At 42.3% G+C, this 24,784-nt stretch carries 21 protein-coding genes and 3 pseudogenes; 4 read left to right on the top strand and 20 right to left on the bottom strand.

Features of this window, described 5'->3' with window-relative positions; translation table 11 throughout:
* Positions 1 to 41: 41 nt before the first annotated feature.
* Genes HMPREF2918_RS01540 through HMPREF2918_RS01530 form a run of 3 tightly spaced genes read right to left on the bottom strand, consistent with a single transcriptional unit; the run spans position 42 to position 1,992 of the window.
* Positions 42 to 872: a hypothetical protein gene (locus tag HMPREF2918_RS01540; RefSeq protein WP_070594418.1), complete on the bottom strand. Its 831-nt coding sequence runs from the start codon at positions 870 to 872 to the stop codon at positions 42 to 44.
* On the bottom strand, positions 869 to 1,669 hold the full coding sequence (locus HMPREF2918_RS01535) for a hypothetical protein (RefSeq protein WP_070594417.1): 801 nt from the start codon (positions 1,667 to 1,669) through the stop codon (positions 869 to 871). Before HMPREF2918_RS01535 ends, HMPREF2918_RS01540 begins: the two co-directional genes overlap by 4 nt.
* A complete protein-coding gene (locus HMPREF2918_RS01530; RefSeq protein WP_070594416.1) occupies positions 1,666 to 1,992 on the bottom strand; it encodes a PadR family transcriptional regulator in 327 nt (108 codons plus the stop codon). Before HMPREF2918_RS01530 ends, HMPREF2918_RS01535 begins: the two co-directional genes overlap by 4 nt.
* A 260-nt stretch (positions 1,993 to 2,252) precedes the next feature.
* Between HMPREF2918_RS01530 and HMPREF2918_RS01525 the strand changes: the two genes are divergently transcribed.
* The gene (locus HMPREF2918_RS01525) at positions 2,253 to 4,217 is read left to right on the top strand and encodes a peptide ABC transporter substrate-binding protein (RefSeq protein ID WP_070594415.1); all 1,965 of its coding nucleotides are present in this window, start codon (positions 2,253 to 2,255) and stop codon (positions 4,215 to 4,217) included.
* A 99-nt stretch (positions 4,218 to 4,316) separates the two neighbouring features.
* On the opposite strand, the gene HMPREF2918_RS01520 is transcribed toward HMPREF2918_RS01525, so the two are convergent.
* The 6 genes and pseudogenes from HMPREF2918_RS01520 to HMPREF2918_RS01495 form a co-directional block, all read right to left on the bottom strand.
* On the bottom strand, positions 4,317 to 6,320 hold the full coding sequence (locus HMPREF2918_RS01520) for an ABC transporter permease (RefSeq protein WP_070594414.1): 2,004 nt from the start codon (positions 6,318 to 6,320) through the stop codon (positions 4,317 to 4,319).
* Positions 6,313 to 7,080: an ABC transporter ATP-binding protein gene (locus HMPREF2918_RS01515; protein ID WP_003006150.1), complete on the bottom strand. Its 768-nt coding sequence runs from the start codon at positions 7,078 to 7,080 to the stop codon at positions 6,313 to 6,315. Before HMPREF2918_RS01515 ends, HMPREF2918_RS01520 begins: the two co-directional genes overlap by 8 nt.
* Before the next feature lie 173 nt (positions 7,081 to 7,253).
* The gene (locus HMPREF2918_RS01510) at positions 7,254 to 7,808 is read right to left on the bottom strand and encodes a hypothetical protein (protein WP_070594413.1); all 555 of its coding nucleotides are present in this window, start codon (positions 7,806 to 7,808) and stop codon (positions 7,254 to 7,256) included.
* A gap of 213 nt (positions 7,809 to 8,021) precedes the next feature.
* Positions 8,022 to 9,139: pseudogene (locus HMPREF2918_RS01505) on the bottom strand (DUF4767 domain-containing protein).
* 83 nt (positions 9,140 to 9,222) lie between these two features.
* Positions 9,223 to 10,080 (bottom strand): annotated as a pseudogene (locus HMPREF2918_RS01500) (alpha/beta hydrolase).
* Positions 10,067 to 11,359 (bottom strand): PTS transporter subunit EIIC, encoded by a 1,293-nt coding sequence (locus tag HMPREF2918_RS01495; RefSeq protein WP_070594412.1) that lies wholly within the window; start codon positions 11,357 to 11,359, stop codon positions 10,067 to 10,069. The pseudogene HMPREF2918_RS01500 and the gene HMPREF2918_RS01495 overlap by 14 nt, the downstream one beginning before the upstream one ends.
* Positions 11,360 to 11,679: 320 nt before the next feature.
* On the opposite strand from HMPREF2918_RS01495, the gene HMPREF2918_RS01490 reads away from it, so the two are divergent.
* Entirely contained in the window at positions 11,680 to 13,074 is a 1,395-nt protein-coding gene (locus HMPREF2918_RS01490) for an MFS transporter (protein WP_070594411.1), read from the top strand.
* Between the two features lie 431 nt (positions 13,075 to 13,505).
* Positions 13,506 to 14,201, top strand: a complete 696-nt coding sequence (locus tag HMPREF2918_RS01485) for a VIT1/CCC1 transporter family protein (protein WP_070594410.1) — start codon at positions 13,506 to 13,508, stop codon at positions 14,199 to 14,201.
* A 28-nt stretch (positions 14,202 to 14,229) separates the two neighbouring features.
* Here the strand turns inward: HMPREF2918_RS01485 and HMPREF2918_RS01480 are convergent, their stop codons facing one another.
* The 9 genes from HMPREF2918_RS01480 to HMPREF2918_RS01440 all read right to left on the bottom strand — a co-directional run bounded on the left by HMPREF2918_RS01480 (position 14,230) and on the right by HMPREF2918_RS01440 (position 21,873).
* Positions 14,230 to 14,769, bottom strand: coding sequence for an NADPH-dependent FMN reductase (locus HMPREF2918_RS01480; RefSeq protein ID WP_070594409.1), 540 nt, complete (start codon positions 14,767 to 14,769; stop codon positions 14,230 to 14,232).
* Positions 14,770 to 15,083: 314 nt separating this feature from the next.
* Positions 15,084 to 16,118: an Rpn family recombination-promoting nuclease/putative transposase gene (locus HMPREF2918_RS01475; protein WP_070594408.1), complete on the bottom strand. Its 1,035-nt coding sequence runs from the start codon at positions 16,116 to 16,118 to the stop codon at positions 15,084 to 15,086.
* A 268-nt stretch (positions 16,119 to 16,386) separates the two neighbouring features.
* Positions 16,387 to 17,310: an L-lactate dehydrogenase gene (locus tag HMPREF2918_RS01470; protein WP_013903259.1), complete on the bottom strand. Its 924-nt coding sequence runs from the start codon at positions 17,308 to 17,310 to the stop codon at positions 16,387 to 16,389.
* Between the two features lie 153 nt (positions 17,311 to 17,463).
* Positions 17,464 to 18,339, bottom strand: a complete 876-nt coding sequence (locus HMPREF2918_RS01465) for an Rpn family recombination-promoting nuclease/putative transposase (RefSeq protein WP_070594407.1) — start codon at positions 18,337 to 18,339, stop codon at positions 17,464 to 17,466.
* A gap of 81 nt (positions 18,340 to 18,420) precedes the next feature.
* Positions 18,421 to 20,151, bottom strand: coding sequence for a DUF2075 domain-containing protein (locus tag HMPREF2918_RS01460; protein WP_070594406.1), 1,731 nt, complete (start codon positions 20,149 to 20,151; stop codon positions 18,421 to 18,423).
* Complete coding sequence (locus HMPREF2918_RS01455) at positions 20,148 to 20,486, bottom strand: nucleotide pyrophosphohydrolase (RefSeq protein WP_070594405.1); 339 nt, start codon at positions 20,484 to 20,486, stop codon at positions 20,148 to 20,150. The genes HMPREF2918_RS01460 and HMPREF2918_RS01455 overlap by 4 nt, the downstream gene beginning before the upstream one ends.
* Before the next feature lie 126 nt (positions 20,487 to 20,612).
* Positions 20,613 to 20,978 carry a TIGR02328 family protein gene (locus tag HMPREF2918_RS01450; protein ID WP_049491521.1) on the bottom strand — a complete coding sequence of 122 codons (366 nt, stop codon included), beginning with the start codon at positions 20,976 to 20,978 and terminating at the stop codon, positions 20,613 to 20,615.
* Positions 20,979 to 21,356: a YbgA family protein gene (locus HMPREF2918_RS01445; RefSeq protein ID WP_049483405.1), complete on the bottom strand. Its 378-nt coding sequence runs from the start codon at positions 21,354 to 21,356 to the stop codon at positions 20,979 to 20,981. It lies immediately after the preceding gene.
* 259 nt (positions 21,357 to 21,615) lie between these two features.
* Positions 21,616 to 21,873 carry a SemiSWEET family transporter gene (locus tag HMPREF2918_RS01440; protein WP_003006102.1) on the bottom strand — a complete coding sequence of 86 codons (258 nt, stop codon included), beginning with the start codon at positions 21,871 to 21,873 and terminating at the stop codon, positions 21,616 to 21,618.
* 288 nt (positions 21,874 to 22,161) lie between these two features.
* Between HMPREF2918_RS01440 and HMPREF2918_RS01435 the strand changes: the two genes are divergently transcribed.
* Positions 22,162 to 22,425 (top strand): SemiSWEET family transporter, encoded by a 264-nt coding sequence (locus tag HMPREF2918_RS01435; RefSeq protein ID WP_003012241.1) that lies wholly within the window; start codon positions 22,162 to 22,164, stop codon positions 22,423 to 22,425.
* Between the two features lie 124 nt (positions 22,426 to 22,549).
* Here HMPREF2918_RS01435 and HMPREF2918_RS01430 read toward each other — a convergent pair whose 3' ends face one another.
* Both HMPREF2918_RS01430 and HMPREF2918_RS01425 read right to left on the bottom strand, forming a co-directional pair.
* The gene (locus HMPREF2918_RS01430) at positions 22,550 to 24,535 is read right to left on the bottom strand and encodes an ABC transporter permease (RefSeq protein WP_070594404.1); all 1,986 of its coding nucleotides are present in this window, start codon (positions 24,533 to 24,535) and stop codon (positions 22,550 to 22,552) included.
* Positions 24,536 to 24,784, bottom strand: a pseudogene (locus HMPREF2918_RS01425) (ABC transporter ATP-binding protein); the annotation flags it as partial.

The following is a 24,784-nucleotide window of genomic DNA, read 5'->3' as shown; positions in this document are numbered from 1 at the left end:
ATTGAGAGGCTAGGACTTTTGTCCCAGCCCCCCTTTTCTTACTATTTATCACTTTCCGTCCTATTCTTTTTCAAAGCACGAATCGTAAACCAATAATAAATAACTAGCCCAAAGACGATGATCACTGTGGGCAGAAGAACCGTCATACCAAGATTCTGAACTCCTTGTGCCAAGGTCCAGCGATGTAGGAATCCAACCACTAAAAAGGCGATGATAGGAAAGATGAAAGCTCGTCCAAACTCTTCTTTCCATTGCCAAAGAATGAGAGCCCCGCTAGCCCCTGTCATGAGAAGAGTATCCCAAGGACTAGGAACCGCTAACCAAGCAAAAGCAGGCAAGAAGCGAACTCCCACTATTTCACTGAAAAAATAGATCCCTAATACCAGAACAAATGCTACATAAATTGCTTTTTTCGTTTTTTCCTCCGCAAAAATGAGACGACGAAGGAGATAGAAGATGATCCCAACAGCTAGGAGTCCCAAAATGATGTCGGTTAAATAGACTAGTGGCTTGAGCACAAGGACCGCTTGAGAAGCAAAATCACTTAAGAGGCGATAAAAAATCACAATACCTGAAAAGATAGCCCCATATTTTAGAACAGACCGCGTCGTTTCTTTGGGCATATTTTCGATGATTTGGTCTGCCATCCCCTTTGGATCGAGACCAAAATAATCCTTTGCCGTGAGGTCATCTCCGCTTGCTTGCGAAAAATCTACCGCTAAATTATAGACCTGCTCTCTTAAGGCCTTCTCCTCATATAAAAAATCTGCAAGATTGAAATAATCCCAGAGATCTTGGAAATAAACTTGATCCTCCTGGCTAAAGGTTTGCATCAAGGCCTGCGTTTCTTCAAAATACATTGCTGATTTCATGCTTCTTCCTTCTTTCTTTGGAGACAAAATACAACAAGGGTCAGGACTAGTCCCATGAGAGGAAGGAGCCAGCCTATTAAATGAGCAGTTTCCTGATTCACGAGACGCATCCAGCATCCAGTAACTAGGAAAGTCAGGCCCATGACTAGTAGACTCGTCATCAAACGCTCCCTGCTTCTATAGGCCATAACTGCAAACCCAAGTAAGACTAGGACAGAGAGAACAATCGCCCAACCATCTGATAAGAAGAGACTTCCAATGTGGCCAAAATAGATCGAAAATAGTCGTACGATGTTCAGAAACACCATCAGGCTGATCACACTGATAAAAGTAGCCCAAGACCACTTTATTTCTCCATAGCTCTGTTTGGACCAAAGCCACGTGATGAACTGGCTGAACACCAAGAAATTGAGGAGAATGACAACATAGGTCAAGGGTTCGATTTTCAGTGGTGTCATCCAGGTAAAATCCATTAAATAACGCATGCCAACCAAGATCACTCCAAGTAGGAAGACGAGTCCCACATAAGATCCTAATGAGCGTTTAGGCAAGTCTGAAAGAACTTGATCCACCATAGCCCGTGGATCCTTTCCAAAATAATCCACCGCCCGAATGCCTTCTTTTTCAGCAACTTTCAGATCGCAAACCATATTGTAGAGTTGTTCACCGAGCGCTTCATCATCATAAAAATAGGACTTGGCCCCAATATAGGCCACCATTTTTTTCACATAGGCTTGATCCTCTTTGTTTAGATGAATCAATTCATCCGACATTTTTTCTGTATAACTTTCTATCATTCTTCTCCCTCCTTCTTGATACGTTCTACTTTCGTGACCAGTTCCTGCCACTGGTCCCAAAATTCCCCTAAACGCTCTCCTCCAGCATCACTGAGTGAAAAATACTTGCGATCGGGACCATCTGGAGACGGCCTCATTTCCCCATGAATGACCCCTTGTTTTTCTAATTTTTGAAGTAGGGGATAAATAGTCCCAGCGACAATCTTATCAAATCCCATCTCTTTGAGACTTTGGATCAATTCATAGCCATAGATGGCCTTTTTGGAAATAATCTCCAGCACACAGCCCTCCAAGACTCCCTTTAGTAATTGGGACTCTTTCATCCTTCTCACCTCTTTCTTCACATTCTTTACTAGTTTGTTTTACATACTAGTCTTTTCACTATCAGTATACTCTTTCTCGACTAGTATGTAAAGCATAATAGTAATTTTTTTTAAAAATTTTTTATTCCTTAAAAATCCCTTAAAATCAGGGGTTTTACTGTATACGGGTGTGTAAATATACAAAAAAAGTTCAAAAAACACTTTATTTTGTAGATTGATTGGAGTATAATAATTAAAATTATTCAAAAGGAGACACGAATATGAAAAAATCGAAGCTTGCTCTTTTAGCAGGTGTCGCCGCGGCTTCAACGCTTTTCCTTGCTGCATGTGGCTCATCTTCTAATGCGTCAAAAGGGACTACTTACAACTACGTGTATGGTACAGACCCTGATTCCTTGAACTATTTGACTTCAAATCGTTCAACTACAAGCGACATTACAACCAACTTGGTCGATGGTTTGTTTGAAAACGATCAATACGGTAACTTAGTGCCTGCTCTTGCTGAGGACTGGTCCGTTTCAAAAGACGGTCTGACTTATACTTACAAGCTTCGAAAAGATGCGAAGTGGTATGATTCAGAAGGAAATGAATACGCTGACGTCACTGCACAAGATTTCGTGACATCTCTAAAATACGTAGCAGATAAAAAATCGGATGCTCTTTACTTGGTTCAAAACTCAGTCAAAGGCTTGGATGACTATGTAAACGGGAAAACCAAAGACTTCTCAACTGTTGGGGTAAAAGCTGTTGATGATCACACTCTTCAATACACTTTGAACCAACCAGAATCTTTCTGGAATTCTAAATTGACCACTTCTACCATGATGCCGGTTAATGAAAAATTCTTGGAATCAGCTGGGAAAGACTTTGGTAGCGTGAAACCAAATGGGATCCTCTACAATGGTGCCTATATTTTGAAATCTTTCACTTCAAAATCACAAATCGAGTTGGAAAAGAACCCTGAATACTACGACAAGAAAAATGTTCACATCGATACCGTTAAATTAACTTACTTCGATGGATCAGACCAAGACTACCTTGCTCGTAACTTCTCAGATGGGAACCTATCTACTGCTCGTCTCTTCCCAACTAGCTCAACTTATAGCACGATTGAGAAGAAATTCAAGGATAACATCGTTTATTCACCTCAAGATTCTACTGTTTACTACGCTTACTTCAACGTTAACCGTCAAAACTACGGCCATACGAAGAAGACGTCTGATGAGCAAAAGAACAGTACTAAGACAGCTCTTCAAAACAAAAACTTCCGTCAAGCTTTGAACTTTGCTTTAGACAGAACTTCCTACAGCGCTCAAGTTAACGGGAAAGACGGAGCATCAAAAACTCTTCGTACCCTTTTAGTTCCACCAACATTTGTGCAAGCAGGCGGGAAAGACTTCGGTACTCTCGTTGAAGAAAAACTTGCCGCAACAGGAGATGAGTGGAATGGTGTTAGCTTTGCTGATGCTCAAGATAGCTTGCATAATGCTGATAAAGCCAAAGCGGAACTTGAAAAAGCGAAGGCTGAATTGCAATCACAAGGTGTTCAATTCCCAATCCATATCGACTATGTTGTAGACCAATCTTCTAATGCTCTTGTCCAACAAGCAGACTCTATGAAGAGCTCAATCGAAGCGGCCCTTAGTAAAGACAATGTCGTGATCGATGTACAAAAATTGTCTACAGACGATGCAGATAACGCTACTTACTTTGCCCAATCACCAGACCAAAAAGACTTTGATATGGATATCACTGGTTGGGGACCTGACTTCCAAGACCCATCTACTTACTTGGATATCTTAAACCCAACAGATGGTTCAACCTTGACTGGTATGGGACTTGATCCTAAGAAAGACCAAGCGCTCATCGAGAAAATTGGTTTGAACGAATACAAAGCATTGTTGGATGCTGCCAATGCTGAAAAATTGGATACCAATGCACGTTATGAAAAATATGCTGAGGCCCAAGCTTGGTTGACAGAAAACGCCATGGTTCTTCCAATCTACTCTAAGGGTGGCGTTCCATCTATCACGAAGGTAACGCCATTCTCAGCAGCAAATTCTGCAATTGGTATTAAAGGTGAAACAAGCTTCTTCAAATACCAAAAACTTCAAGATAAGACAGTCACAACTGCTGACTACGAAAAAGCTTATAAGAATTGGTTGAAAGAAAAAGAAGAATCAAACAAAAAAGCGCAAGAAGAACTTGCAAAACACGTGAAATAATCGTGATAGAAAACACCGGGGATAAAATCCTCGGTGTTTTTTGTGCTAACAAAATGTTGTATGTTTCATCTTATTTCTAATCTTTTATAGACTCGAACGCTATCTCACGACAATCTTCCGATAACTTCTAGAAGTCAGAAGAAAGACAAGGACATAGGAGATGAAAAAGACAGCGCAGATAGAAAGAGTCGTTTGAAGGACCAAGCCCGCATTGGTTGCTCCTAAGATGGCAACGATCTTTGCGATCATCTTGTAGGCTACTCCTAGGTAGAGGAAGGAGAAGAATAACGGAAGGAAAAAGACAGTGAGTATCTGTTTGCGAATCGTGGTGGACGTTTGCTTTTGGTCCAATCCTACTTGTTGCAAGATCACAAAATTTTCCCGATCCTCATAGCCCTCTGAAATCTGTTTGTAGTAAATCACGAGAACTGTAGCTAATAGAAAGATCACCGATAGGAAAATCCCTATAAAGAGGAGAGTCCCTGCTGTTTCACGCCAATCTTTCTCTATACTGTATCGATCAAATCCACCAAAATAAGTCGCACCATATTGACTAATTTTGTCTGTCGAATAAAGTTCTTTGATCAAGCCAGAGATAAAATTTTGGTTCTCTTTATTTTTGGAACTAATAGAGAATTCCAAATTTTTATCAACTTTTAAACCCAGTTGGTTCAAGTCAGGGAGGACTAGGTACAAGCCCATTTGGTGTTGAAACAGGTCGGATTGAGGGAGTTTCCCTTGGATAAAGTTGGAGTCTAATTTTTGTTTAATCGTGAAGGTCTTCCCATTGATTTCTAATTGTGCGTCTAATCTTCCAGGATACTGATACCCATAAGCCAAGATTTCATTTTCTCCAAGCTCAACTTTTTGACCCGTCAATTGCTCATAAGTCGCCTGATCAAAAAAGTTGACTACTCCTTCTGTCTTCAACTCCTGACCAGTTGACGGAGTGGACTGGTCATTCACCTCTAACACCTTTCCATCAATCTTTCGAATTTCAGCCGACCAGTATGTTGTCTGTACCACCTGATAATCTGACAGCTTTGTCGCATCGGCTGTTTTCTGAATAATAGCTTGAACATCCGCAACAACCGGTTCTGTTTCAGCATCTGAAGGCATATGACCCACACTAATCATGTAATCAGAAGGGTAAACAGTATCTAGGTAATTCTGCCCTCCAATAAAGATATTGAGCGACCCGGTTAAGGTGACCAAGACCATGGTGGAAAGAATACTAATGGTCGCGAGGCCCGCTGCATTTTTTCGCATCCGAGCTATTAAGTTAGAGACAGATATAAAATTCTCTGGCTTGTAATAATAGGATTTCCGACCTTTGAGAAATCTTAAGAAGGTAATAGAGCCTGCGTTGAATAAGAGATAAGTCGCTAGAATGACCAAGATGACGGCAATAAAGAATCCTTGGACAGCCGCAACTGGCCGCTCAACGGTTAGCGCCATATAAAAAGCAATTCCTAAGAGCCCTAGTCCTAACAGAGTTTGAACCAGCAAGAAGCGTCCCTTCTTCTCTCCTGCTTTCTTTTGTTGCATGAGGTGGAGGGAACTGTAGCGCAAGAGGCGGAAAGAATTCAACAAAAGAATGAGGCCAAAAGCTAAGGCTAAGCCAAGTAAAGTGTTAAGAACAGCCTCTATCTGGAAGGTTGATTGAATGACGACTGGTAGACCCATACATTTTAGAAGCAAGGCGAAAATCAAGCGATCAAACAAGAATCCCAAACCCAGTCCTACTCCAACTGTGAGAACATAGAAGAAGAGCAATTCCCATAAGGTCATGATGAGGAGATGCTTCTTCTCCATTCCCAGAACACTGTACAAGCCCAGTTCTTTGGAACGATTTTTCATGACATAGCCATTGGCATAAGCCACCAAAATGATGACGACCAGCTGGACGACGAAGCTGCCAAAACCAAGAACAGTTCTCGCCGATCCCCCTCCGTAAGAATCCTCTAAATGAGGGGTCAATGACAAGGCGATAAAACTATAAAGGATCATGGTCGTTAAAATAACAGCCAAGGCAAAGGGATAATAGAGCTTGCGATTTTGTTTGAGGTTGGAAAGAGCTAATTTACTTGTTAATTTAAACATCACGATCCTCCTTTCCCGCCATGACCGTCAAGGTATCCGAGATTTCTTGGAACATCTGACGTTCCGTTTTTTCTCCGCGGAAGATCTGGTTGTAAAGGATCCCGTCCTTGATAAAGAGCACGCGCTTGGCACGCGCTGCTGCTGCGGTTGAGTGGGTCACCATGAGAATGGTTTGGCCCATAGTGTTGATATCTTCAAAGACATCTAGTAACGCAGCTGAAGACTTGGAATCCAGCGCCCCTGTTGGCTCATCCGCCAGGAGGATTTCTGGCGAGGTGATGATGGCCCGTGCTACGGCCACCCGTTGCTTTTGCCCACCAGAGATTTCGTAAGGGTATTTTTCAAGCAGTTGGTGGATGCCCAATTCCCGACTGACGCTATCGACCTTACTCATCATTTCCTTGACCGGTCTACGAGAAAGAACCAGAGGCAAGAGGATATTGTCTTTGACAGACAAGGTATCGAGCAGGTTGAAGTCTTGAAAGACAAAACCTAGTTTTTCCCGACGGAAGCTCGAGGCATCCTTGTTCTTGATGGTCGAGGTGTCTATGCTATTTAGGTAGACCCTCCCTTCGGTTGGCTGGTCCAGCATGGCTAGGATATTGAGGAGGGTTGATTTCCCAGATCCTGATTCCCCCATGATAGCGACGTATTCGCCCTTTTCAACAGTGAAGTGAATATCTTTTAGGGCTTCGACCTGCGTTCCTTGAAAGCGGGTTTTGTAGATTTTTTTGATATGTTGAACGTCTAGTAGGGTCATGGTCCATTCCTTTCTAGCTCGAAAAAGCTTCAATCGTTTTTTACAAATCTATTGTACTAAAACAGAAACGCTTTCACCATAACATAACCTTACATTTTACCCTTTATTTCTTACATTTTTGTAAGAAAGCAAAAATAGGCTAGGACAAAAGTCCTAGCCTATTTTTTTATTGATTATTCAGCTGATGAAGAGAGCAATGGTGCAATTGATTGATAAGCACCTTCAAGAGCTTTTTGGGCAATATCGCGAGCATTTTTCAATTGTTGTGCGAATTGACTACGAGCTTGTTCAGGAACAACTGTATCATCAGAACCTGCAGCTGAAAGTGTATCGTTAAATGTTTTTCTTGCAGTCTCCATAGATTGGATCGCAGGATCTACTTGCTTATTATAGGCATCTTTACCAGATACTGGGATCTTGTCACCTATCTCTTTGACATATTTTGTGTAGTTGTCAATCATTTTTCCATAAATGGTTTTCATATCACCAAGTGTTTTGGCGTTGTCGATTTCTTCATCAGTTAACAAGACAATTTCTGGAACATCAACAGAAGAGGTTGCTGATTTTGATGAACTGCTTGATTTGCTTTCTGAAGTAGATGATTTTTCTACTTTGCTAGAAGAAGCTTTTGCATCTTTGCTTGATGATTCTGAAGCAGTTTTACCAGAACAAGCTGCTAACGTTGCAACAGACAAAAGAGCCACACCGGCTGTAAGAAGTTTTTTCATATTTTTTCTCCTATAAATAAAGAATGAATATATTTTAAATGATTTTCCTTTAATTGTCAAACATTTTCTGTTTCCAAATGCCTAAACACTGCTAATTATCACTAGCTTTTAACATATTTTATGTCCTAAAAATTATTTCTTATATTGTATCTTTATTCATTCTTTGAATAAACAAAACCAGAAAAACAGTCCTTTTCTGGTTTATTCTTCTTTTTATTGATGAAGCAACTGTGTAAATTCTTCTTGAAGTTCCTTGTTGTCCGTTGGTTTTAGATACATCTTTCCTCCATTGGTCGTTGGAGAATGAAAGACAATGCCTTCTCCTGTATCTGTAATGGCAAAGAAATAACTATGCACATCTGGATACTTGTCCCAATTGCTATAGCGTTCCACGATGCGGTATTTTGCATTTCCTTGACCAGTATCTGTATAAATGGCATCCATCTTACTATTTTCCCCTAGAGTATAGAGGTTGTCTGGTCCTACATCACCGCCAGCGATGCCTTTTTGATAGTTGGGTTGGCCCATCTTTTCGCCCCAGGTCTTCATAAATTCTGCTAATTTTGCTGATTTTTCTGCATTCCAAGGCGTTTTTTCCTGGCTTTGGCTATTTCCCGCTGATGGTGCGCTGTCAAAAGTGTGCCAGTCAAAAGCCTTGAGATCCAGTTTATTCTCATCCGATTTTCCAAAGAGGGCATTCAGATCTGACCCCGGTACTTGGACTTCTTCTTCCTGGACTTTGGTCGCAGCTTGAGGCGTCTTTTCTATCCGCGAGAGCACAGCTACCCCACGGCCAGTTCCCGACATCCAGCTGACTTCTAAGACTTCTCCTCCCTGATAGAGGGTCGTCGCATTGCGCGCTCCACCGTGTCCAGCGACGAAACCTTCAGCTAGTAGAGTCGGTTTTTGGTCCTTGAGATAGTAGACTCCTGTCACAAAGTAGCTTCCATCGGTCTGCTGATTGGCAACGATCATCTCATCTACCCCATCGTTATTTAAGTCCTTAAAGGCATAGCGAACGGCATCTGGCTGATTGATGATAGTCTCGATCACCCAACTATTGATCATCCGATCTTCTTTGGCTAATGCATCATTCAATTTGGAAATAGCATCTAAATCTTTTGAAGTGGCAAAAATCTTTTGGTAGTCTGAAAAAACAGACTGGTATAATTGTTTGTTATCTGCTTTTTTCGCTTGTTTTTTGCTGAAGTCTGGCTCGTTGTAGCCTCTTTTTTAGGACTGGACTGGCGCTGGTATCTTTGGTAACATCCTGTTAACATGACCATACTCGAAACCACTAACCCTAACGTCATCCATTTTTTTCTTTTCATCTGATCTCCTATAGTCTCCCTTATTTTCATACTAAACTTTATTATACTAAAAAAAAGGTGAGGAAGGAATCCCTTCTTCACACTTAGTTTATTTTATTCGGTTTGGCTCGACGATCCGCTTGACTTTCAATATGCTCTTTCACCAAGGCAACCACCTCATCATTGGTTGGAAGGTCCGAGTGCTGGGCATCTTCCCCCGTCACCGTAATCTCCGTATAGCTAGCTGCTTGGTTTTGGTAGATATATTTCCCAGCGGAAACACTGGCGTCCGGGACCAACTCATCTGAATCATAGGTAATGGTCCCTGCTACTGAATACATATGAAGGGTTGTGGGGATAGCTTCTTTTCCCTTGATAAAGTCAGCCAACATCTCAGATTTATTTTTGATATTGGTTTCCGTGAAATTGTAGGGAGTTCCGATGGTCATGAGGGTCTAGAGATCTATATCGTAATCCCCCAAATAATTTTCAATAAAGGCTGTATAAATCAAGCCACCGTTGGAATGACCCAAGCTCTTAAAATTATTAAAATTATATTTTTCTTGAAGGGCTTCAAAGGCTTGATTGAATAGTTTAGCCTGCTTTTTAATGTTGCTATAACCATCTTTGTTGTTTTCAAAACCAACCACAATTACCGGCTCATTGTCCTTGGCATCAATACTACCACTATAGGTGATATGCCCATCATTCCAAACCTTAACCTTAAGTAGACTGTGTTTGGTTCCTTGGCGGTCTTGGTTGAGTTTGGTCACCAAGCCATCAAAGCGGTTCTCTGTCGCAGAGCTTCCCGGGATCATGATGATGGGAGACAATTTTGAATTGTAAAATTTCTCGATTCTTGAAACATTGGTCCGAGTCCAGCTATAAGAAGGAATGGCTAAAGCGATCAAGAAAAGACTGACCAAAGTGAGGACGATCGCTGTTTTTTTAGATGGCTTCATCGCTTTCTCCTTTCACTTTTAGATCTTTTCGGATACGATTTCCCATGCGGACAAATGGTAGATAAAGGAGCACATCGACGGCGAAACAAAGAAGGCTTACAGCTAAGGCTCTCAGACTTCCTCCGGTTCCAATAAAAGCATAGAGAAGACTAGGTGTCCCATCTGGTACCGGATAGACAGCTGCTGGCATCAGTTTGAGGCACAAAGCTACAGCTGCTATTCCCATATTCACCAAAGGGATCAATAAAAAGGGAATCACATAAAGCAGGTTGAGAAGGACTGGTATCCCTACCATGAAAGACGCCCCATTGTTAAAGAGACTTGGAAAAATACTGAGGAGACTAACTTTCTTGTCCTTTTGACTTCGCGAAACCAACAGGATCGCTACCAATAAGGCTAGAACTGCACCAATTCCACCTACCAGACCAAAACTGCGGTACAAATTGGTCAAGGTATAGAGATGAGGAATGCCTGTCGTTGAATGATGGGTCACAGCGTAGGTGAGATTTTCCAAAGCAAAATTATCATCCGCAATTGAGTTCAAGGCAAAAGCTTGACTGTTACCTACCCAAGCAGATAGGCTACTGAAAAGACCCATGACGAAGGTGGATAAGAGATGATGACTGCTTACCGTTAGAGAAGCCAAGAACTGTCGGATAGTCTGAAAAATATTAAATTGATTTCCAAGAACCAAAAGAAGATTGAGGCTGACCCCTAGAACTAAGGACAAGAAAATGGGACGCACAGTCTTGGGCTGATAGATGAAATCCTTGTCCACAATCTGGTCGTCACTAGCCTTGGATAGACGAAAGATTTGCCCGATTAGATAGCCTAAAAAAATCGCTAAGACGATATTGGTCGTCGCAGGTAAGTTGATACGCGTCAGTTGCCCGTCATGGAGGGGGCCCACCAACAATTCCTGAGAGCCTACTATTAGACTGACCAAAAGAGCTGTCACTCCAGCTGTCCCTGTACTTCTACCATAGTGCCCAGCTGTATATTTTCCAGCGAAGTAGGTCACTAAAGGCCCAGCTAGACCTCCTAAAAAATTAGAAAAATTAATGAGGACTTGACTAATGGCCTGATCCCATGGCAACCAGCTATCCATCGAAAAGAGCTGATGGATATAGCCTCGATAGGAGAAGACCGATAGAGCGATCACCCGAATTATTCCAGAAAATAGGAAAAAAGGAAATAAGGAAACCAGGGTTTTCTGGGAAATTTGAATCAAACTTTTTTCTCGTAACCAGAAAAACTTCTGGACTAAATACTTGGTCATGGGGCCTCCTGTTCGAGTTGATTGACTTATTCACGTTTACTGCTTTCTTCTTATTATATCATACTGGCGAGCCTTTCCTTTCGTTTGGAGAAGCATCGTCTTTTGAGAATGCTGTTAATATTTTCAAAACTTTTCAAAAACTCTTTGACAGGGGTCTTCATTTCCTCTATACTATTTGTTAGCTAACAAAACGATGGATCAGGTTACCGTTGGTCGTGCTATGCTCCTAGCGATTGGAGCTGACGGAAAATCAGATCGTTACCATATTTTTTATACCATGGTCCATGTCTATAGGAAGATTTAGGAGGAATCAGACACCGATGTCACAAGAAAAAATTTCAGCCAAGGTCCTGTATGCTATTTTTGCAACAGGGATCCTTTCCTTTTGCGGGGTGGCTGGAGAAACTGCTATGAATATCACCTTCCCAATATTGATGAAGGAATTTGAGATCAATACCGCAACCGTCCAGTGGGTCACCACCATCTATCTTCTAGTCGTTGCCTGTGTAGTCCCCTTATCTGCCTACCTTAAGCGCTCTTTTAAAATGAAGTCCATCTTTTTAGTTGGAAATCTCCTATCTGTTTTAGGTGTTCTCATTGACTTCCTAGCTCCAAGTTTTGGCTTTGTGGTTTTGGGGCGATTGGTCCAAGGAATGGGGGTTGGTTTTGCCCTTCCTCTGATGTTTAATATCATTTTAGAGCAGATCCCAAAACGCAAGATCGGTCTCATGATGGGAGTGGGTACCCTGATTACAGCTATCGCTCCCGCCATTGGGCCTACTGTCGGTGGTCTCTTGACAGCTAACTTCGGTTGGCGGTCCATCTTTTTGGTTCAATTCCCGATCCTTCTAGCTTCGCTAGTTGCAGGACTTCGCTCCATTGAACAAATCAGTATAGTCAAGCGAGAAACCCTTGATATCATGAGCCTTCTCGCTATTATTGCTTCATTTTTAGGCTTGATTTTAGGGATTCACGGTCTTTCTGATCATGCTTTCTTTAGTTTTTCTGTCCTTGGCTGGCTGATGATCGGAATCTTGGGACTGGTTCTCTTAGTCTGGCGGTCCAATCAGTTGGAGAATCCCATTATCAACCTTGCCATCTTAAAGAACCATCTCCTCACTGGCCATGTTCTTGCCTTTTTCACTTTCCAATTAGGTTCTCTGGCCATGAGTTTCCTCTTGCCCAATTATATCCAGTTGGTCAACCACTCGAGTACCACACTTGCAGCTTTGATGCTGCTTCCAGGAGCCATCATCGGAGCTGGCTTTGCTCCTTTCTCCGGTCTCATTCTAGATAAACTAGGCGCCCGCAGACCAATTCTCCTTGGAGCTGTTTTGATCCTTCTGGCTCATTTCTTCTTCACACTCTTTGGCTTGAAGTTATCAAATGTCTTGATTCTTGTCTTTTACATGATCTTCATGACCGGTATGGGTCTAGCCTTTGGCAATATTATGACCAACGGACAAAAACAACTGTCTCTGGAAGAGCAACCCGATGCGAACGCGATCTTTAACACCCTGCAACAATTTGCAGGCGCTGTCGGAACAACCCTGGCTTCGCTGATAGTTGCCATGAGCCAAGCTAATCAAAAGATGGACTTTACTCAAGCCACTGCTAAAGGAAGTCGCAACGGTTTTATGGTCTTATTTGCCTTGGGCATCTTCCAACTCCTTCTCTTATTTTGGGTTGTTGGGAAAGAACAAGATACGAATTAATTTTTCTCATCAGAAAGGAGCTGGGAATAAACTGTCCAGCCTTCGATCTTTGATAGAAATAACTGTATGACGCAGTGGTTGATTGGCATCTTTGTTCGCTTAATTAAGCTCCAAAGAAGACCTAATCAACTTTGCGGGGGTGGGAAAACGAACTCTTCTAAATTAGTTGGAGTTCTTTCCCACTCCCTTTTTATTATCCTTTTCTGACCCGTGTGACAATGCCATCAGGATCTTCAAAGGTAAGACCACTTCCGCTAAATAAACCTTGCTAGAATAGGCGTATGCCCTATTCTTTCTTTTTTGCTTGCAATGCCAAAGATTATAACTTAAATTTCATTAAATTGTCGAACTTTTATCATTTGAGTTAAAATCCTTGCTTTCTTTTTGTATTTTATTTATAATCATTCTAAATAAGATAAAGGAGACATTGTATGACTGAAATGAAACATGGAGTAGATGAATCATTTAGCGATCGATTGAATATCTTGAGAGCCGCTGTTCTCGGTGCCAATGATGGAATCATTTCTATTGCTGGGGTGGTGATTGGGGTAGCCAGTGCCACGTCAAACATCTGGATCATTTTCCTTTCTGGCTTATCGGCGATTCTGGCAGGTGCTTTCTCGATGGCGGGCGGTGAGTATGTCTCTGTTTCCACACAAAAAGACACGGAAGAAGCCGCTGTGAACCGCGAACAAGCCTTGTTGGATCACGATCCCAAGTTAGCGAGAGAATCTCTCTACCACGCTTATCTTCAAAATGGAGAATGCGAAACTTCCGCAAAGATTTTGACAGAACGGGCCTTTCTGAAACATCCACTCAAAGCTCTGGTCGAAGAGAAATATGGTCTCGAATACGAGGAGTTTACCAATCCTTGGCATGCTGCTGCCTCTAGCTTCCTTGCTTTTTCGGTTGGTTCCCTTCCTCCAATGCTCTCTATTATTATCTTTCCAACTGCCTATCGTATTCCGGTGACGGTATTCGTTGTTGGACTATCCTTGATCTTCACTGGCTATACCAGTGCAAAACTGGGAAAAGCACCAACCAAGCAGGCCATGCTTCGCAATCTCATCATTGGCCTTCTCACCATGGGTGTGACATACTTCTTCGGACAACTCTTTAGTATCTAAAAAGCTGAGACTTCTGTCTCAGCTTTTCTTATGCTTCTAATAAGGCTTGTGCTTGTTTTTCCAATCCTGCGACTGCTTCATCTGTCAAGACTAATTCACCTGTTCCCCAAGCTTCTGGGTTAACGGTTGTTCCTGTGAAGTCACCCACTACTTGGGTGCGAACGAATGGTAAGAGCGCTTGGTAAGCCGCAAACATTGGCTCGTGTCCTGCATTAGCGACTGAAGAGACGGTTACGATCTTGTCTTGAAGGGCAGATGGACCACGAGTTTCTGACAGGTCAAGGGCACGGCTAAGCCAGTCGATCAGGTTTTTCACTACACCTGGAATGGCAAAATTGTAGACTGGTGAGAAGATCCAGATGGCATCCGCAGCAAGGACCGCATCACGCGCTGCTTGCACAGCTGGCAAGGTTGGCGTTTCCAAATCTTGGTTCATCATTGGGATGTCCTTGTAGTCCAAGTAAGTCACCGTTGCTTTTCCTTCAAGAAGACTTTCTGCTTTCTGGGCCATTTGGTGGTTGAAAGATCCTTGACGAAGGGATCCGACGATAAATAAAATGTTTTTCATAGTTATTACCTCTTTTGTTGTAAGATCATTTGTTACAAGTAATATTATACATCCCCTAGATGTAATGTCAAGAATTACAACTCGGACATTTTAAACTTTTATTCCATTTCACTAAGGATGGGCCAAGAAGAATGAGAAAAAAGGTTGGACAAAAGTCTCCAACCTTCAATAAATCATAACCGTATAAATCTGTAGAGGATCAAGATCCAAAAATAACGAACTCCTGACGATCTTTACAATCCATTTTAGAACTACTTTTTTCTCAGCAAGGTAATTCTCGAAGTTTCATTGTTCCCAAAATTCTGTTCACGCTACTACTCCTCGTCAGACGAATCCGTAGCCAACATTTTTTTGATGGATTCGCTGGATAAATCCGTCATTTCAGCAATCATCTCGATACTCATCCCCTTCAAAGCCAGTTTCTGAATCAGAGACTGCTGACCAGCTTGAACTCCTAACTCCATGCCTTCTTGTCTGCCTTGTTCCAATCCCTGTTCAAGACCACGCTCGAGACCTTGTTCTAAACCTTGTTCAAGACCTTGTTCGAGTCCCTGTTCAAGACCTTTTTTCAACCCTTTCTGAAAACCGGCTTCCAGTTGTTCTTTCCGAAAGGTATCCATGCTCATTTCCCAATTTTCTCTGATACGAATCCGTTCATCAATCATTTCTTTTTCCTCCCTTGTCCAATTTGATGGGATCAGGAGTGATTCTGCCTGCTCGATCACTTGATCTGGTTGATGACTGAATGGGCGATTGCCAAAAAATTCAAGCCATTGTCTCCAGTGAGCATTCAACTCCGTATCTCTACTTTCATTATACTTATCCAACTCTAAAAAGGCAACCTTTAACATATTATGAGCTACTCCATCCTTTCGAGAGCTATAAAGAGGTGTCCCATCTACTGTATGGCGCATTTCATAGACATTGACAGGTGAATCTAAATGAGGAAAAATACTTCGCTCCAGGATAGCGATCCCATAGACCGGCTCCAGCTCCTGGTACATAGAATGGGTCGCTCCTTTCTTTCGCTTGCGTTGGACATTTTCAACCAGTTGATTGGCTAAATAATAGTGGAAACGATTCAAGAAGTACTCTTGCTTCAAAACTTGAATCTCAATGATCACTTCAAGCCCACTATCTAGCCTTGCTCTCACATCAACGGATGTTTCAAACGGAAGATCTCCTAAAAACCCCTGCTCATGAATTTGGTCTCCTTCTAAAATCTCAACGGACTCTACTGGCAGATCCAATACTTCGCGGATGAATTTGGCTGTCACATCCGGCAGACTAAAAATCTTTTTCGCCATTAAATCCAAGGTGGGCGATACATACTCGTGTCGTTTCTTCATAGCAACCTCCAATGATTTCGTGTAGGGAATCCCCTCACTTATACCATTCGAAAAAATTGCAGAAAAAAGGGAGTGGGAAAGAACTCCGTAAAATAAAAAAAGTTGAAAAGGTTCCCCAAACCTTTTCAATCTTCCCACACCCGCATAGTTGAGTAGGGCTGTAAAAGCTGATGAAACCAGTGTAGTAGAGCTCGCTCAACCACTGCGTCTTGCTCGACAAACCAAAAATAATTGAGAGGCTAGGACTTTTGTCCCAGCCCCCTCACTTTTATGCATGCTCCAATCCTTTTCGCGTGTTTTCCTTGATAGTTTCGGCTGAATGGAGTAATTTTTCTTTTTCTTCTTCTGTCAAATGCAAATCCAATCGTTCAAGAATTCCTTTTCGACCCACGATCGCTGGGTAGCCAAGATAGGTTCCATATTCTGGACGATAGTTAGACACTGGCATTTCCTCGTGGCTATCATTGATCACAGCTTCTGCTAAGCGTTGGGCTGCTGCTGCAATCCCAAAATTGGTATAGAATTTGCCAAAGAAAACCGTGTGGCCACCGCGCAAGGACTCGTAGTTGATGGCGTCAAGCTCTTCTTGAGAGAAAAGATCGGTAATGGCGTGTCCCTTAACACGGACCTGGCTCCAAGCGACAAATTGAGAATTTCCATGCTCACCAAGATTGTAGCCTGATACACTAGCAGGAGAAACCTGCAAACGATCAGCGACTGCACGCTTCATCCGAGCTGTATCCAGTAACGTCCCTGTCCCAATCACCTGCTCTTTTGGAAGGCCAGTATATTGTTGATAGAGTTGAGTAACGGCATCGACCGGATTGGTCACTACTAATAAGACCCCGCTAAAACCAGAAGCCTTCAAATCACGCGCCACTTGCACCACTTGCTTGCTGGTAAAGGGAAGCTCCGCAAAACGGTCATCAGTGTTATTAGCCTGCAACTCGATATTTCCAAGAGTCGACACCACGACATCCGCATCTTTTAAAGCTGCGTAGTCATTGACCGTGATATGAACCGGATACCCGGTATTGGCAACTGTATCACAGAAATCCAAGGCATCTGCCTTGACCTTTTTCTCATTGGTATCAATCAAGACCAAGTGATCACAGGTGTGTTTCAAAATCATGCTGTGGGCCAAGGTCGCACCCACATGCCCCAAACCAATAATACCAATTTTTCTTGTCATCAGAATCCTCTTTTCTAGTATCGATCACACTGTTGGTGAGGATAACTCTTTGTTGACTCTATTCTACCACAATTCTAGAAAGGCGGATTGAAAAAATGGGAAAATTTTCAAGTTTTTTCAAAAAAGAAAAGAGGCACTGCCTCTTTTAACGACTCAGGAAAGAAGAGTCTCAATCTCTTCAAGCGACAAACCTGTCATCTCTGATATCAGATCAGGTGTCATTCCTCGTGAGATCATCTCGCATACCAACTGTTTACGACCTTGTACTAGACCTTCTTCACGTGCTTCGTCTATAGCCGTCTCCAGGGTCATATCATAATTTTCTTGAATACGAATACGTTCGTCTATCATGGTCTTCTCCTCCTTGGTCCAGCTAGATGAATCCAGTAATGAATCCGCGTGGGCTACAGCCTGACTGGGAGCTTTTGTAAAGGGAAGATTCCCAAAAAACTCCAACCACTGTCTGCCTGCATCTGTCAGGTTCTCATCTTTATTATACTTGTCTAGCTCTAAAAAGGCAACCTGCAGAAGATTTTGGTGCTTGCCATTTTTATAATAGGCCTTGAGTTGCTTGCCAGACCGGCTATTGGTCAGCCAGTATTTATTGATGGCGGCCTCTTCGTCTAGTAAGAGCGACTTCTCCAAAATGGCAATTCCATAGACGGGCTCCATCTGCTCGTACATCTTATGAGTCTGGCCTTGCTGGCGCAGTTTTTGCACATTCTCCACCAGCTGATTGGCCAAATAGTAATGGAACCGATTCAAGAAATACTGCTGCTTGCGAATCTGGATCTCGATGATCACCTCGGTTCCATCATGGAGCTTGGCTCTCACATCCACCGCAGTGGAGAACAAGTCATCCTCCTCATAGGCCATGCTGTGTGGCTGGCTTCCTTCCACTATCTGAGCGTCCGCCACATCCAGCTCCAAAATGTCTCGAATAAATGCTGCTGTCACCTCTGGCAAACTAAAAATCTTCTTGGCCATGATGTCCAAGGTTGGCGATACATGCGTGTGTCTTTTCTGCATCCCTGCTCCTTTTCGATAAAAAATAGAGGGAAGGTCCCTCTACTTCTATCATTCGAAAAAAATTGGGAAATAAGAAGCATCTTATTTTGTCGCGTTTTTTAATGCTTGTTGAAGTTCTTCATCAACCGCATAGACGTATAGACCGTTTACTCCACGTGTCAGCAAAACATTTAACTCATTTCGCAATAATGTTTCTCCATAGTTTATCATTTCACCTGATTCAAGTTTTCTGTTTTGAACAGCACTTTTATTTTTACTTTCAGAAATATCAAATACGATTTTGCCGTTTCTATATTTAACAGATGGACCAATGATGACTCCCACATAATTTAGGTCAAATCCCTGAACGGTAAACGTTGATCCTACTTCATGAATCGTTTGAGGCTGTTCTATCCAGGATAAATGCTTCGAGTCTTTTTCTTTTGCAAGTTGTCTGTTCCATGGACAAGTCCAATCCCCTATACGGACACACCAATACTCAGAATCTGTTGGCTTCGATTTGCTGCTATATTCCCAATCGTAGGTTGCTGTCAAGCGTGAAATTCCTAAGTTCTGATCGCCATTCTTTTTTATGATAGCTTTTTGAAGCTCTTCAGGAGAGTCGAAAACTCTAATATCATAATCATTATCAATTGGAACCTTATTCACAACTCCAACATCAACAAGATTTCTTATCCACTCTACTGTTTCCTTTGTCGCATGGATACGCATTTGATTATGTAGTGTAATGAGATTTCCTTTTAGATTTGCCTCGTGTTCTAATTTCAAGAAAGAATCATCTGTCCATATTTGAGATTTGTTCATAATCTGATTCTCATCATAAACAAGTACGACTACTTTTGATTTCGCAAGTAAATCATTTAAATGATTCCCTCCTAAATAAGCTTGATTTTTTGCAGTCAATAACAAGTGACCTTCATCAACCACTACAATTCCAGCATCAGTTTTTTCTTTTTTCAGAGCATTTAAAAATTGAGTTGGTTTCATCACAACATTAATATTTGATCCACTCTTCCATTCCAATTTTTTCTCAATCTCTTGGTAAACACTGAGTTGGTCATCATGATTCACAACTAGATTGATATCATTATTTTCACGAATCATCTGAATATCTTCAGAATTCAATAAATCATCAACGAGAGAACTCATCAAAACTGTTTTTCCTGCACCAGCATCACCCTTTACTAAAATTAAAACTCCTGTTTCATTTCTACTGATAACAGAGGTAATTTTTAGCAAAATTTCATTTTTGGCCTTTACTTGTTCATCCGTTAACTTGTGAAATGGAGAGGATTTAAATATCGCTGAATTTCGAATAAAGCTTTCTGCTGGGAATAAATAGTGGTTTTTCCTATTTAGGCTTCTCCAAATCTTTGAAAAAATCTCGTCCAATTCCTCAGAAGTATAGTATTGATTTTGAGGATTCCCTCTTCTATTTTGAACACGTTCAACCTGTTCAACACTTGAAAGATAGAGCATTAATCTATTCTCAATATCCAATGTCAAAGATTTATTGAAATGGTTATGCCCAATGACAAGCATTTTCGATGTTTTAGATTGTTCAAATTGTCGCCAGTCTTCTCTATCCTTCTTTATATCATCTGACAAATGCTGATTTGTTCTACGAATGATATCTGTTGTTTCTCCGACATAAACACTATACTTGTTTTTATTCTCATCGTTTACGATGTATACAGTTGGATAATCAAAAATAAGCTTAGAATGTTTTGGGGCAATCGTTTCTTTTAATTGGTCAAATGTTCGACTTGAATAGTCGATTTCTATAACTACGGGTGATTGAATGTTGCTCATTTTTTCTCCAAGTCCGTATATTTTTTATTATTTCCTTTGCTTAATTCTACAGGATATTTTTTTGAATTTATGTCCATTTTCTCTTTTATAATTTCTTCTACATCCAGATTCAAATTATCTGCTAACATTAAAGAATACATAAAAACATCCGCAAGTTCTTCTTTGATTTCTTGTAATGACTTTTCAACTACTTCCTCTGATTGTTTCCACTGAAATAGTTCCAACAATTCGCTTGCTTCTAATGAAATTGAAATGGCTAGATCTTTTTCATTATGAAACTTTCTCCAGTCACGTTCATCTCTAAATTGATTAATTAAGTCGATTAATTCCTTCATCCCTCTATCCTTTTCCTGTACATAATCTCCTATTATTATAGCATGTTTGGGAAAGAAATTAACGCTTTCAAAGCATTTTGTTGGTTTTTCGGGCAAAAAAACGAACCAGGTCTGGTTCGTTCTTTCTTAGTCTAGTTGGATCCCTTTTTCTGCTAGGTTATCTAAGCATTCTTTCAGGTAACCCGCATGATGCTCGGGATAGATGGGGAGGCTCAAGGCTTCCTCTTCCAGTTCTGGGTAGGCTGGGCAGGTCTTTCCTCTGTAGGTCGACTCCCACCACTCTGGGCTGACCTTATAGCCACGAGCGGTCATCTCCTCCATGATCAGACGATGATAGGCATAGAGGCGATAGGGCGAGTAGTCAAAGACATAGTTGACCGTCGCGTGCTTCTTGCCCCAGCCATTACCTCGAAGGGCGCAGCATTCCCGGTGTTGACCCAGGAGCTGGGGACGAGGGAGTTTGGGAATCAAGTCTTGGTGCCAGAGTCTCATCTATTGACCTCCTAGTAGCGTTGAATCTTGTAAGTAGCGATTCGGGTAGCGCTCAAGGAGAGTCTGGATTCCCTTGATCAGATCTTCTTGCTGGGCTTGGCCATGCTGGTATTTCTCAAGTAGCAGCATAAAGTCCGCCTTTTCCTCTGCAGTCGCCTGCTTTTTGAAATAGCCCCAGATATGCTGAAAGGCATTGGAGACCTGGCCACGATTTTCTGGCAAGGCCAGCGCTTGCTGGATCAGGTCCTCGACGTGGCTGACCTCCACCTGGTCTCGCTTGAGGTATTCCCGGATTTCCTTGTAGATATTACTCGAACGACTGAGCACCAGGTATTTATTTTTCGCCCATAGGACTTGACAGTGATGTTTTTGCTCCACTTTTGTCTCCTTTTGATCTTCTCTATGAATAGTCCTCCCATTATACCATGGAAATGATTCATTCCATCAAAAAAAGGCTGGGACAAAAGTCCTGGCCTCTTAATTGTTTTTGAATTGTAGAGCAAGACGCAGTGGTTGAGTGGGCTCTACTACGCTGATTTCATCAGCTTTTATAGCCCTACTCAACTGTGCGGAGGTGGGACGACGAAATCGAATTCTAACGAATTACCGATTTCTGTCCTACTCTCTCTTTCATTGATTACAAGGCTGTGATGGCTGTGATCAAACCAAAGATGATCCCTGGTGCATTGGCTGCAGCAAGTGGAATATCGCGTTCTTTTTTGAAGAGTCCGTAGTAAACCCAAAGGCTACAGTTGATGGCTGCGACAAGGGGTTGAACAAAGTTCCCTTTGTGACCTGCGAGGTTATCCATGATTTGTGGGAAGTAAGACACATACATCATCACAGACATAAAGGTCGCAACCCAACCAAGAATTTTCATTTGTTTTTCATTCATTTTGAAACTACCATTTCCTTTTCTTTTTTTAAAGTATGCACTATTCTACCTTTTGTCCTTTACAAATTCAAGTCTTTTTTTCAAATGTTACCGAACTGTAAAGTGTCACAATCTTGTGATTTTGCAGGAAGATGGATTTCTTTTCGAGAGAGTCTTCTCTCTAGTTGCCATTTTTTTGACACATTGTCTAATTTTGTGCGAATGTAATCATTTTCATCTTGCATAGCATGCAAATTAATTGCATTTTCTTCCTACTTATGCTATCTTGATACACAGAGGTAAAATTTTATGAATAAACAAAAAATCAACCAAATCGTTGGCTCGATCGGTGCCTTTATTGGGATTATCGTTTTCATTGCCTACATCCCACAAATTATTGCTAATTTACAGGGAAATAAGGCCCAACCTTTCCAACCCTTGTCAGCTGCTATTTCTTGCTTGATCTGGGTCATTTATGGTTGGACAAAGGAACCTAAAAAAGACTGGATTTTGATCATTCCAAATTCAGCAGGTGTCATCCTAGGGGGATTGACTTTCCTTACATCACTTTAATAGAAATCGATCAAAGACTGAACTCGACTGGTTCAGTCTTTTTTGTGTATCCCTTTGAACACCAATTGACAATAGCGATCGGACTTTACAAGAAAAAGCCCGCTATAAGCGAGCTTCTCTTTTCCTAAATCTGCACAATCTTACGATAGCTCCGAGAGGTGATCCAAAAGACGATTAGGTAGGTGATGAGAAAGACGGCACAGACACTGAGGGTCACGATGAGGACTTGGCCACTATTGATGACACCGAGCACTTTGAGAATGAGGCGGATCATATGGTAGGCAAAGGCCAGGTGGATAAAGGCAAAGATGAGGGGGAGGAAGAAGACAGTCCGCACTTGACGGTTGATGGTCCGTTTGACCTCGTGTTCATCGAGCCCCACCTGTTGGAGGATGACGAAGCGGTCACGGTCTTCATAACCTTCCGAGATTTGCTTGTAGTAGATGACGATGACGGTTCCGACCATAAAGATCAATGACAAGAAAATACCGATAAAGAAGATGCCACCAAAGAGGCTATTCAACTCTGCCACATCATTGGCTCGGTTGCCTCCATAGATAAATGTTCCTTGGCCCTGTTGGCTGCTTAATTCATCAATTAGCTTGTCATAGCTAGCTGCTAGCTTGAGTTGCTGGTCTTCATCGACATTGACATTAAAGCCACCGTAGATATTGGTATTGATGGCAAGATTTGGAAACTGGGCGACAAAGGCTGAGAGATCAGGCACGATCAGGTAGTTGAAATCCTCCGTCAGCATATTAAACTGATTTGGAACATGATCGGTGATAAAATCCTTGCTCACTTCTTCCTTGACTTGGAAGTCTTGCCCATTGATGGTGAACTGTTTCTGCCCTGTCAGAGCCTTATTATGGGCAAAGAGAAGGACTTGGTTGCCGGCCAGATCAACGTGTTCTCCGGTCATTTTCTCATAGCTCGCTGCATCAAAGACCATAAAGACGGTTTTGGGAGTGACGCTGCGTTCATCAGCTGGATAGACGGTGAAGTCTGTGCCCTTTTGTGATTTGACCCCAAAGTTGGCATAGGTCATCAGGTCGCGATTCTTGATCTCGAGATGATGCTCAGAAGCAAATTCATCAAATTTCTGATTGATCTGCTCCAGATCGACCCCTTTTCCTTGGACAGAGAAATCATGAGGCGCCATGATTTTCTTGACCATTTCGCTACCGACATAGATGTTGGTTGCTGCAGAGATGGTCACCAGCACCATGGTCGAGAGGATGGCAATGGTCGCAAGACCCACTGCATTTTTCTTCATGCGATAGATGAGGTTAGAGACCGAGATCATATTGTTGGGCTGGTAATAGTAGCTCTTCTTTTTCTTAAGCAGATGCAAGAAGACGGTGATCCCCGCATTAAAGAGCAGGTAGGTTCCGATCATGACCAGGATAACCGCTAGAAAGAAGGTCACAAGCGCAATGATGGGGTCTTTGACAGATAGAGCTAGGTAGTAGCCAAAACCAAGAGAGGCTAAGCCCAGGATGGTTTGGGGCCACAAGAAGCGGGCTTTCTTTTCACCACTGGCCTTCTCACGCGTCAACTGCAAGGCATTCAAACGGAGAATCCGCCAAGCATTGAGAAGAACCAAAAGTCCAAAGATGAGACCAAAGGTGACAAAGACCAAGATGACAATCCCAGGTTGGAAGGTAGATACTAGCTGGACCTTCATCTTCATGAGTTTCAAGAGAAAGGCAAAGATCAGCTTGTCAAAGAGAGCTCCGATCAAGACACCGGCTGAGATGGTTAGAAAGCCAAAAAGCAAGAGTTCCTTGAAGATCATGCTGATGAGATGGCGTTTTTCAAGGCCGAGCATGCTGTAGATGCCCAGCTCCTTGGAGCGGTTTTTCATGACGAAGCTATTGGCATAGAGCACGATGATAGCTCCCGCGGCATTGACCACGAAGAACCCCAAGCTGAGAGTGAACACTATGGAAGAGCCCCCTCGAAGCTCGGAAATACGGGGATTAAAGGTCAGGGAGTCAAAGAGATAGGCGATGGTCACTGCAAGAATGACCGCAATTGCAAAGGGATAATAGAGCTTGCGGTTCTTTATCAGATTGGAGCAAGCTAGTTTAGTGGTTAATCGAAACATCTACTCCACCTCACTTGCCATGACCGTCAGGGTATCCGAGATTTCTTGGAACATCTGACGCTCCGTTTTTTCGCCGCGGAAGATCTGGTTGTAAAGGATCCCATCCTTGATAAAGAGCACGCGCTTGGCACGCGCTGCTGCTGCGGTTGAGTGGGTCACCATGAGAATGGTTTGGCCCATGGTATTGATATCTTCAAAGACATCTAGCAAAGCTGCCGAAGACTTGGAATCCAGCGCCCCTGTTGGCTC

It is taken from the genome of Streptococcus sp. HMSC065C01 (assembly GCF_001813525.1).
GTDB lineage: Bacteria > Bacillota > Bacilli > Lactobacillales > Streptococcaceae > Streptococcus > Streptococcus parasanguinis_V.
This window is presented reverse-complemented; position numbering and strand designations above follow the sequence as displayed.

Bases quoted from the DNA above. Each gene is read 5' to 3' on its own strand.
- HMPREF2918_RS01540 (WP_070594418.1), bottom strand. From the start codon at position 872: ATGAAATCAGCAATGTATTTTGAAGAAACGCAGGCCTTGATGCAAACC.
- HMPREF2918_RS01535 (WP_070594417.1), bottom strand. From the start codon at position 1,669: ATGATAGAAAGTTATACAGAAAAAATGTCGGATGAATTGATTCATCTA.
- HMPREF2918_RS01530 (WP_070594416.1), bottom strand. From the start codon at position 1,992: ATGAAAGAGTCCCAATTACTAAAGGGAGTCTTGGAGGGCTGTGTGCTG.
- HMPREF2918_RS01525 (WP_070594415.1), top strand. From the start codon at position 2,253: ATGAAAAAATCGAAGCTTGCTCTTTTAGCAGGTGTCGCCGCGGCTTCA.
- HMPREF2918_RS01520 (WP_070594414.1), bottom strand. From the start codon at position 6,320: ATGTTTAAATTAACAAGTAAATTAGCTCTTTCCAACCTCAAACAAAAT.
- HMPREF2918_RS01515 (WP_003006150.1), bottom strand. From the start codon at position 7,080: ATGACCCTACTAGACGTTCAACATATCAAAAAAATCTACAAAACCCGC.
- HMPREF2918_RS01510 (WP_070594413.1), bottom strand. From the start codon at position 7,808: ATGAAAAAACTTCTTACAGCCGGTGTGGCTCTTTTGTCTGTTGCAACG.
- HMPREF2918_RS01495 (WP_070594412.1), bottom strand. From the start codon at position 11,359: ATGACCAAGTATTTAGTCCAGAAGTTTTTCTGGTTACGAGAAAAAAGT.
- HMPREF2918_RS01490 (WP_070594411.1), top strand. From the start codon at position 11,680: ATGTCACAAGAAAAAATTTCAGCCAAGGTCCTGTATGCTATTTTTGCA.
- HMPREF2918_RS01485 (WP_070594410.1), top strand. From the start codon at position 13,506: ATGACTGAAATGAAACATGGAGTAGATGAATCATTTAGCGATCGATTG.
- HMPREF2918_RS01480 (WP_070594409.1), bottom strand. From the start codon at position 14,769: ATGAAAAACATTTTATTTATCGTCGGATCCCTTCGTCAAGGATCTTTC.
- HMPREF2918_RS01475 (WP_070594408.1), bottom strand. From the start codon at position 16,118: ATGAAGAAACGACACGAGTATGTATCGCCCACCTTGGATTTAATGGCG.
- HMPREF2918_RS01470 (WP_013903259.1), bottom strand. From the start codon at position 17,310: ATGACAAGAAAAATTGGTATTATTGGTTTGGGGCATGTGGGTGCGACC.
- HMPREF2918_RS01465 (WP_070594407.1), bottom strand. From the start codon at position 18,339: ATGCAGAAAAGACACACGCATGTATCGCCAACCTTGGACATCATGGCC.
- HMPREF2918_RS01460 (WP_070594406.1), bottom strand. From the start codon at position 20,151: ATGAGCAACATTCAATCACCCGTAGTTATAGAAATCGACTATTCAAGT.
- HMPREF2918_RS01455 (WP_070594405.1), bottom strand. From the start codon at position 20,486: ATGAAGGAATTAATCGACTTAATTAATCAATTTAGAGATGAACGTGAC.
- HMPREF2918_RS01450 (WP_049491521.1), bottom strand. From the start codon at position 20,978: ATGAGACTCTGGCACCAAGACTTGATTCCCAAACTCCCTCGTCCCCAG.
- HMPREF2918_RS01440 (WP_003006102.1), bottom strand. From the start codon at position 21,873: ATGAATGAAAAACAAATGAAAATTCTTGGTTGGGTTGCGACCTTTATG.
- HMPREF2918_RS01435 (WP_003012241.1), top strand. From the start codon at position 22,162: ATGAATAAACAAAAAATCAACCAAATCGTTGGCTCGATCGGTGCCTTT.
- HMPREF2918_RS01430 (WP_070594404.1), bottom strand. From the start codon at position 24,535: ATGTTTCGATTAACCACTAAACTAGCTTGCTCCAATCTGATAAAGAAC.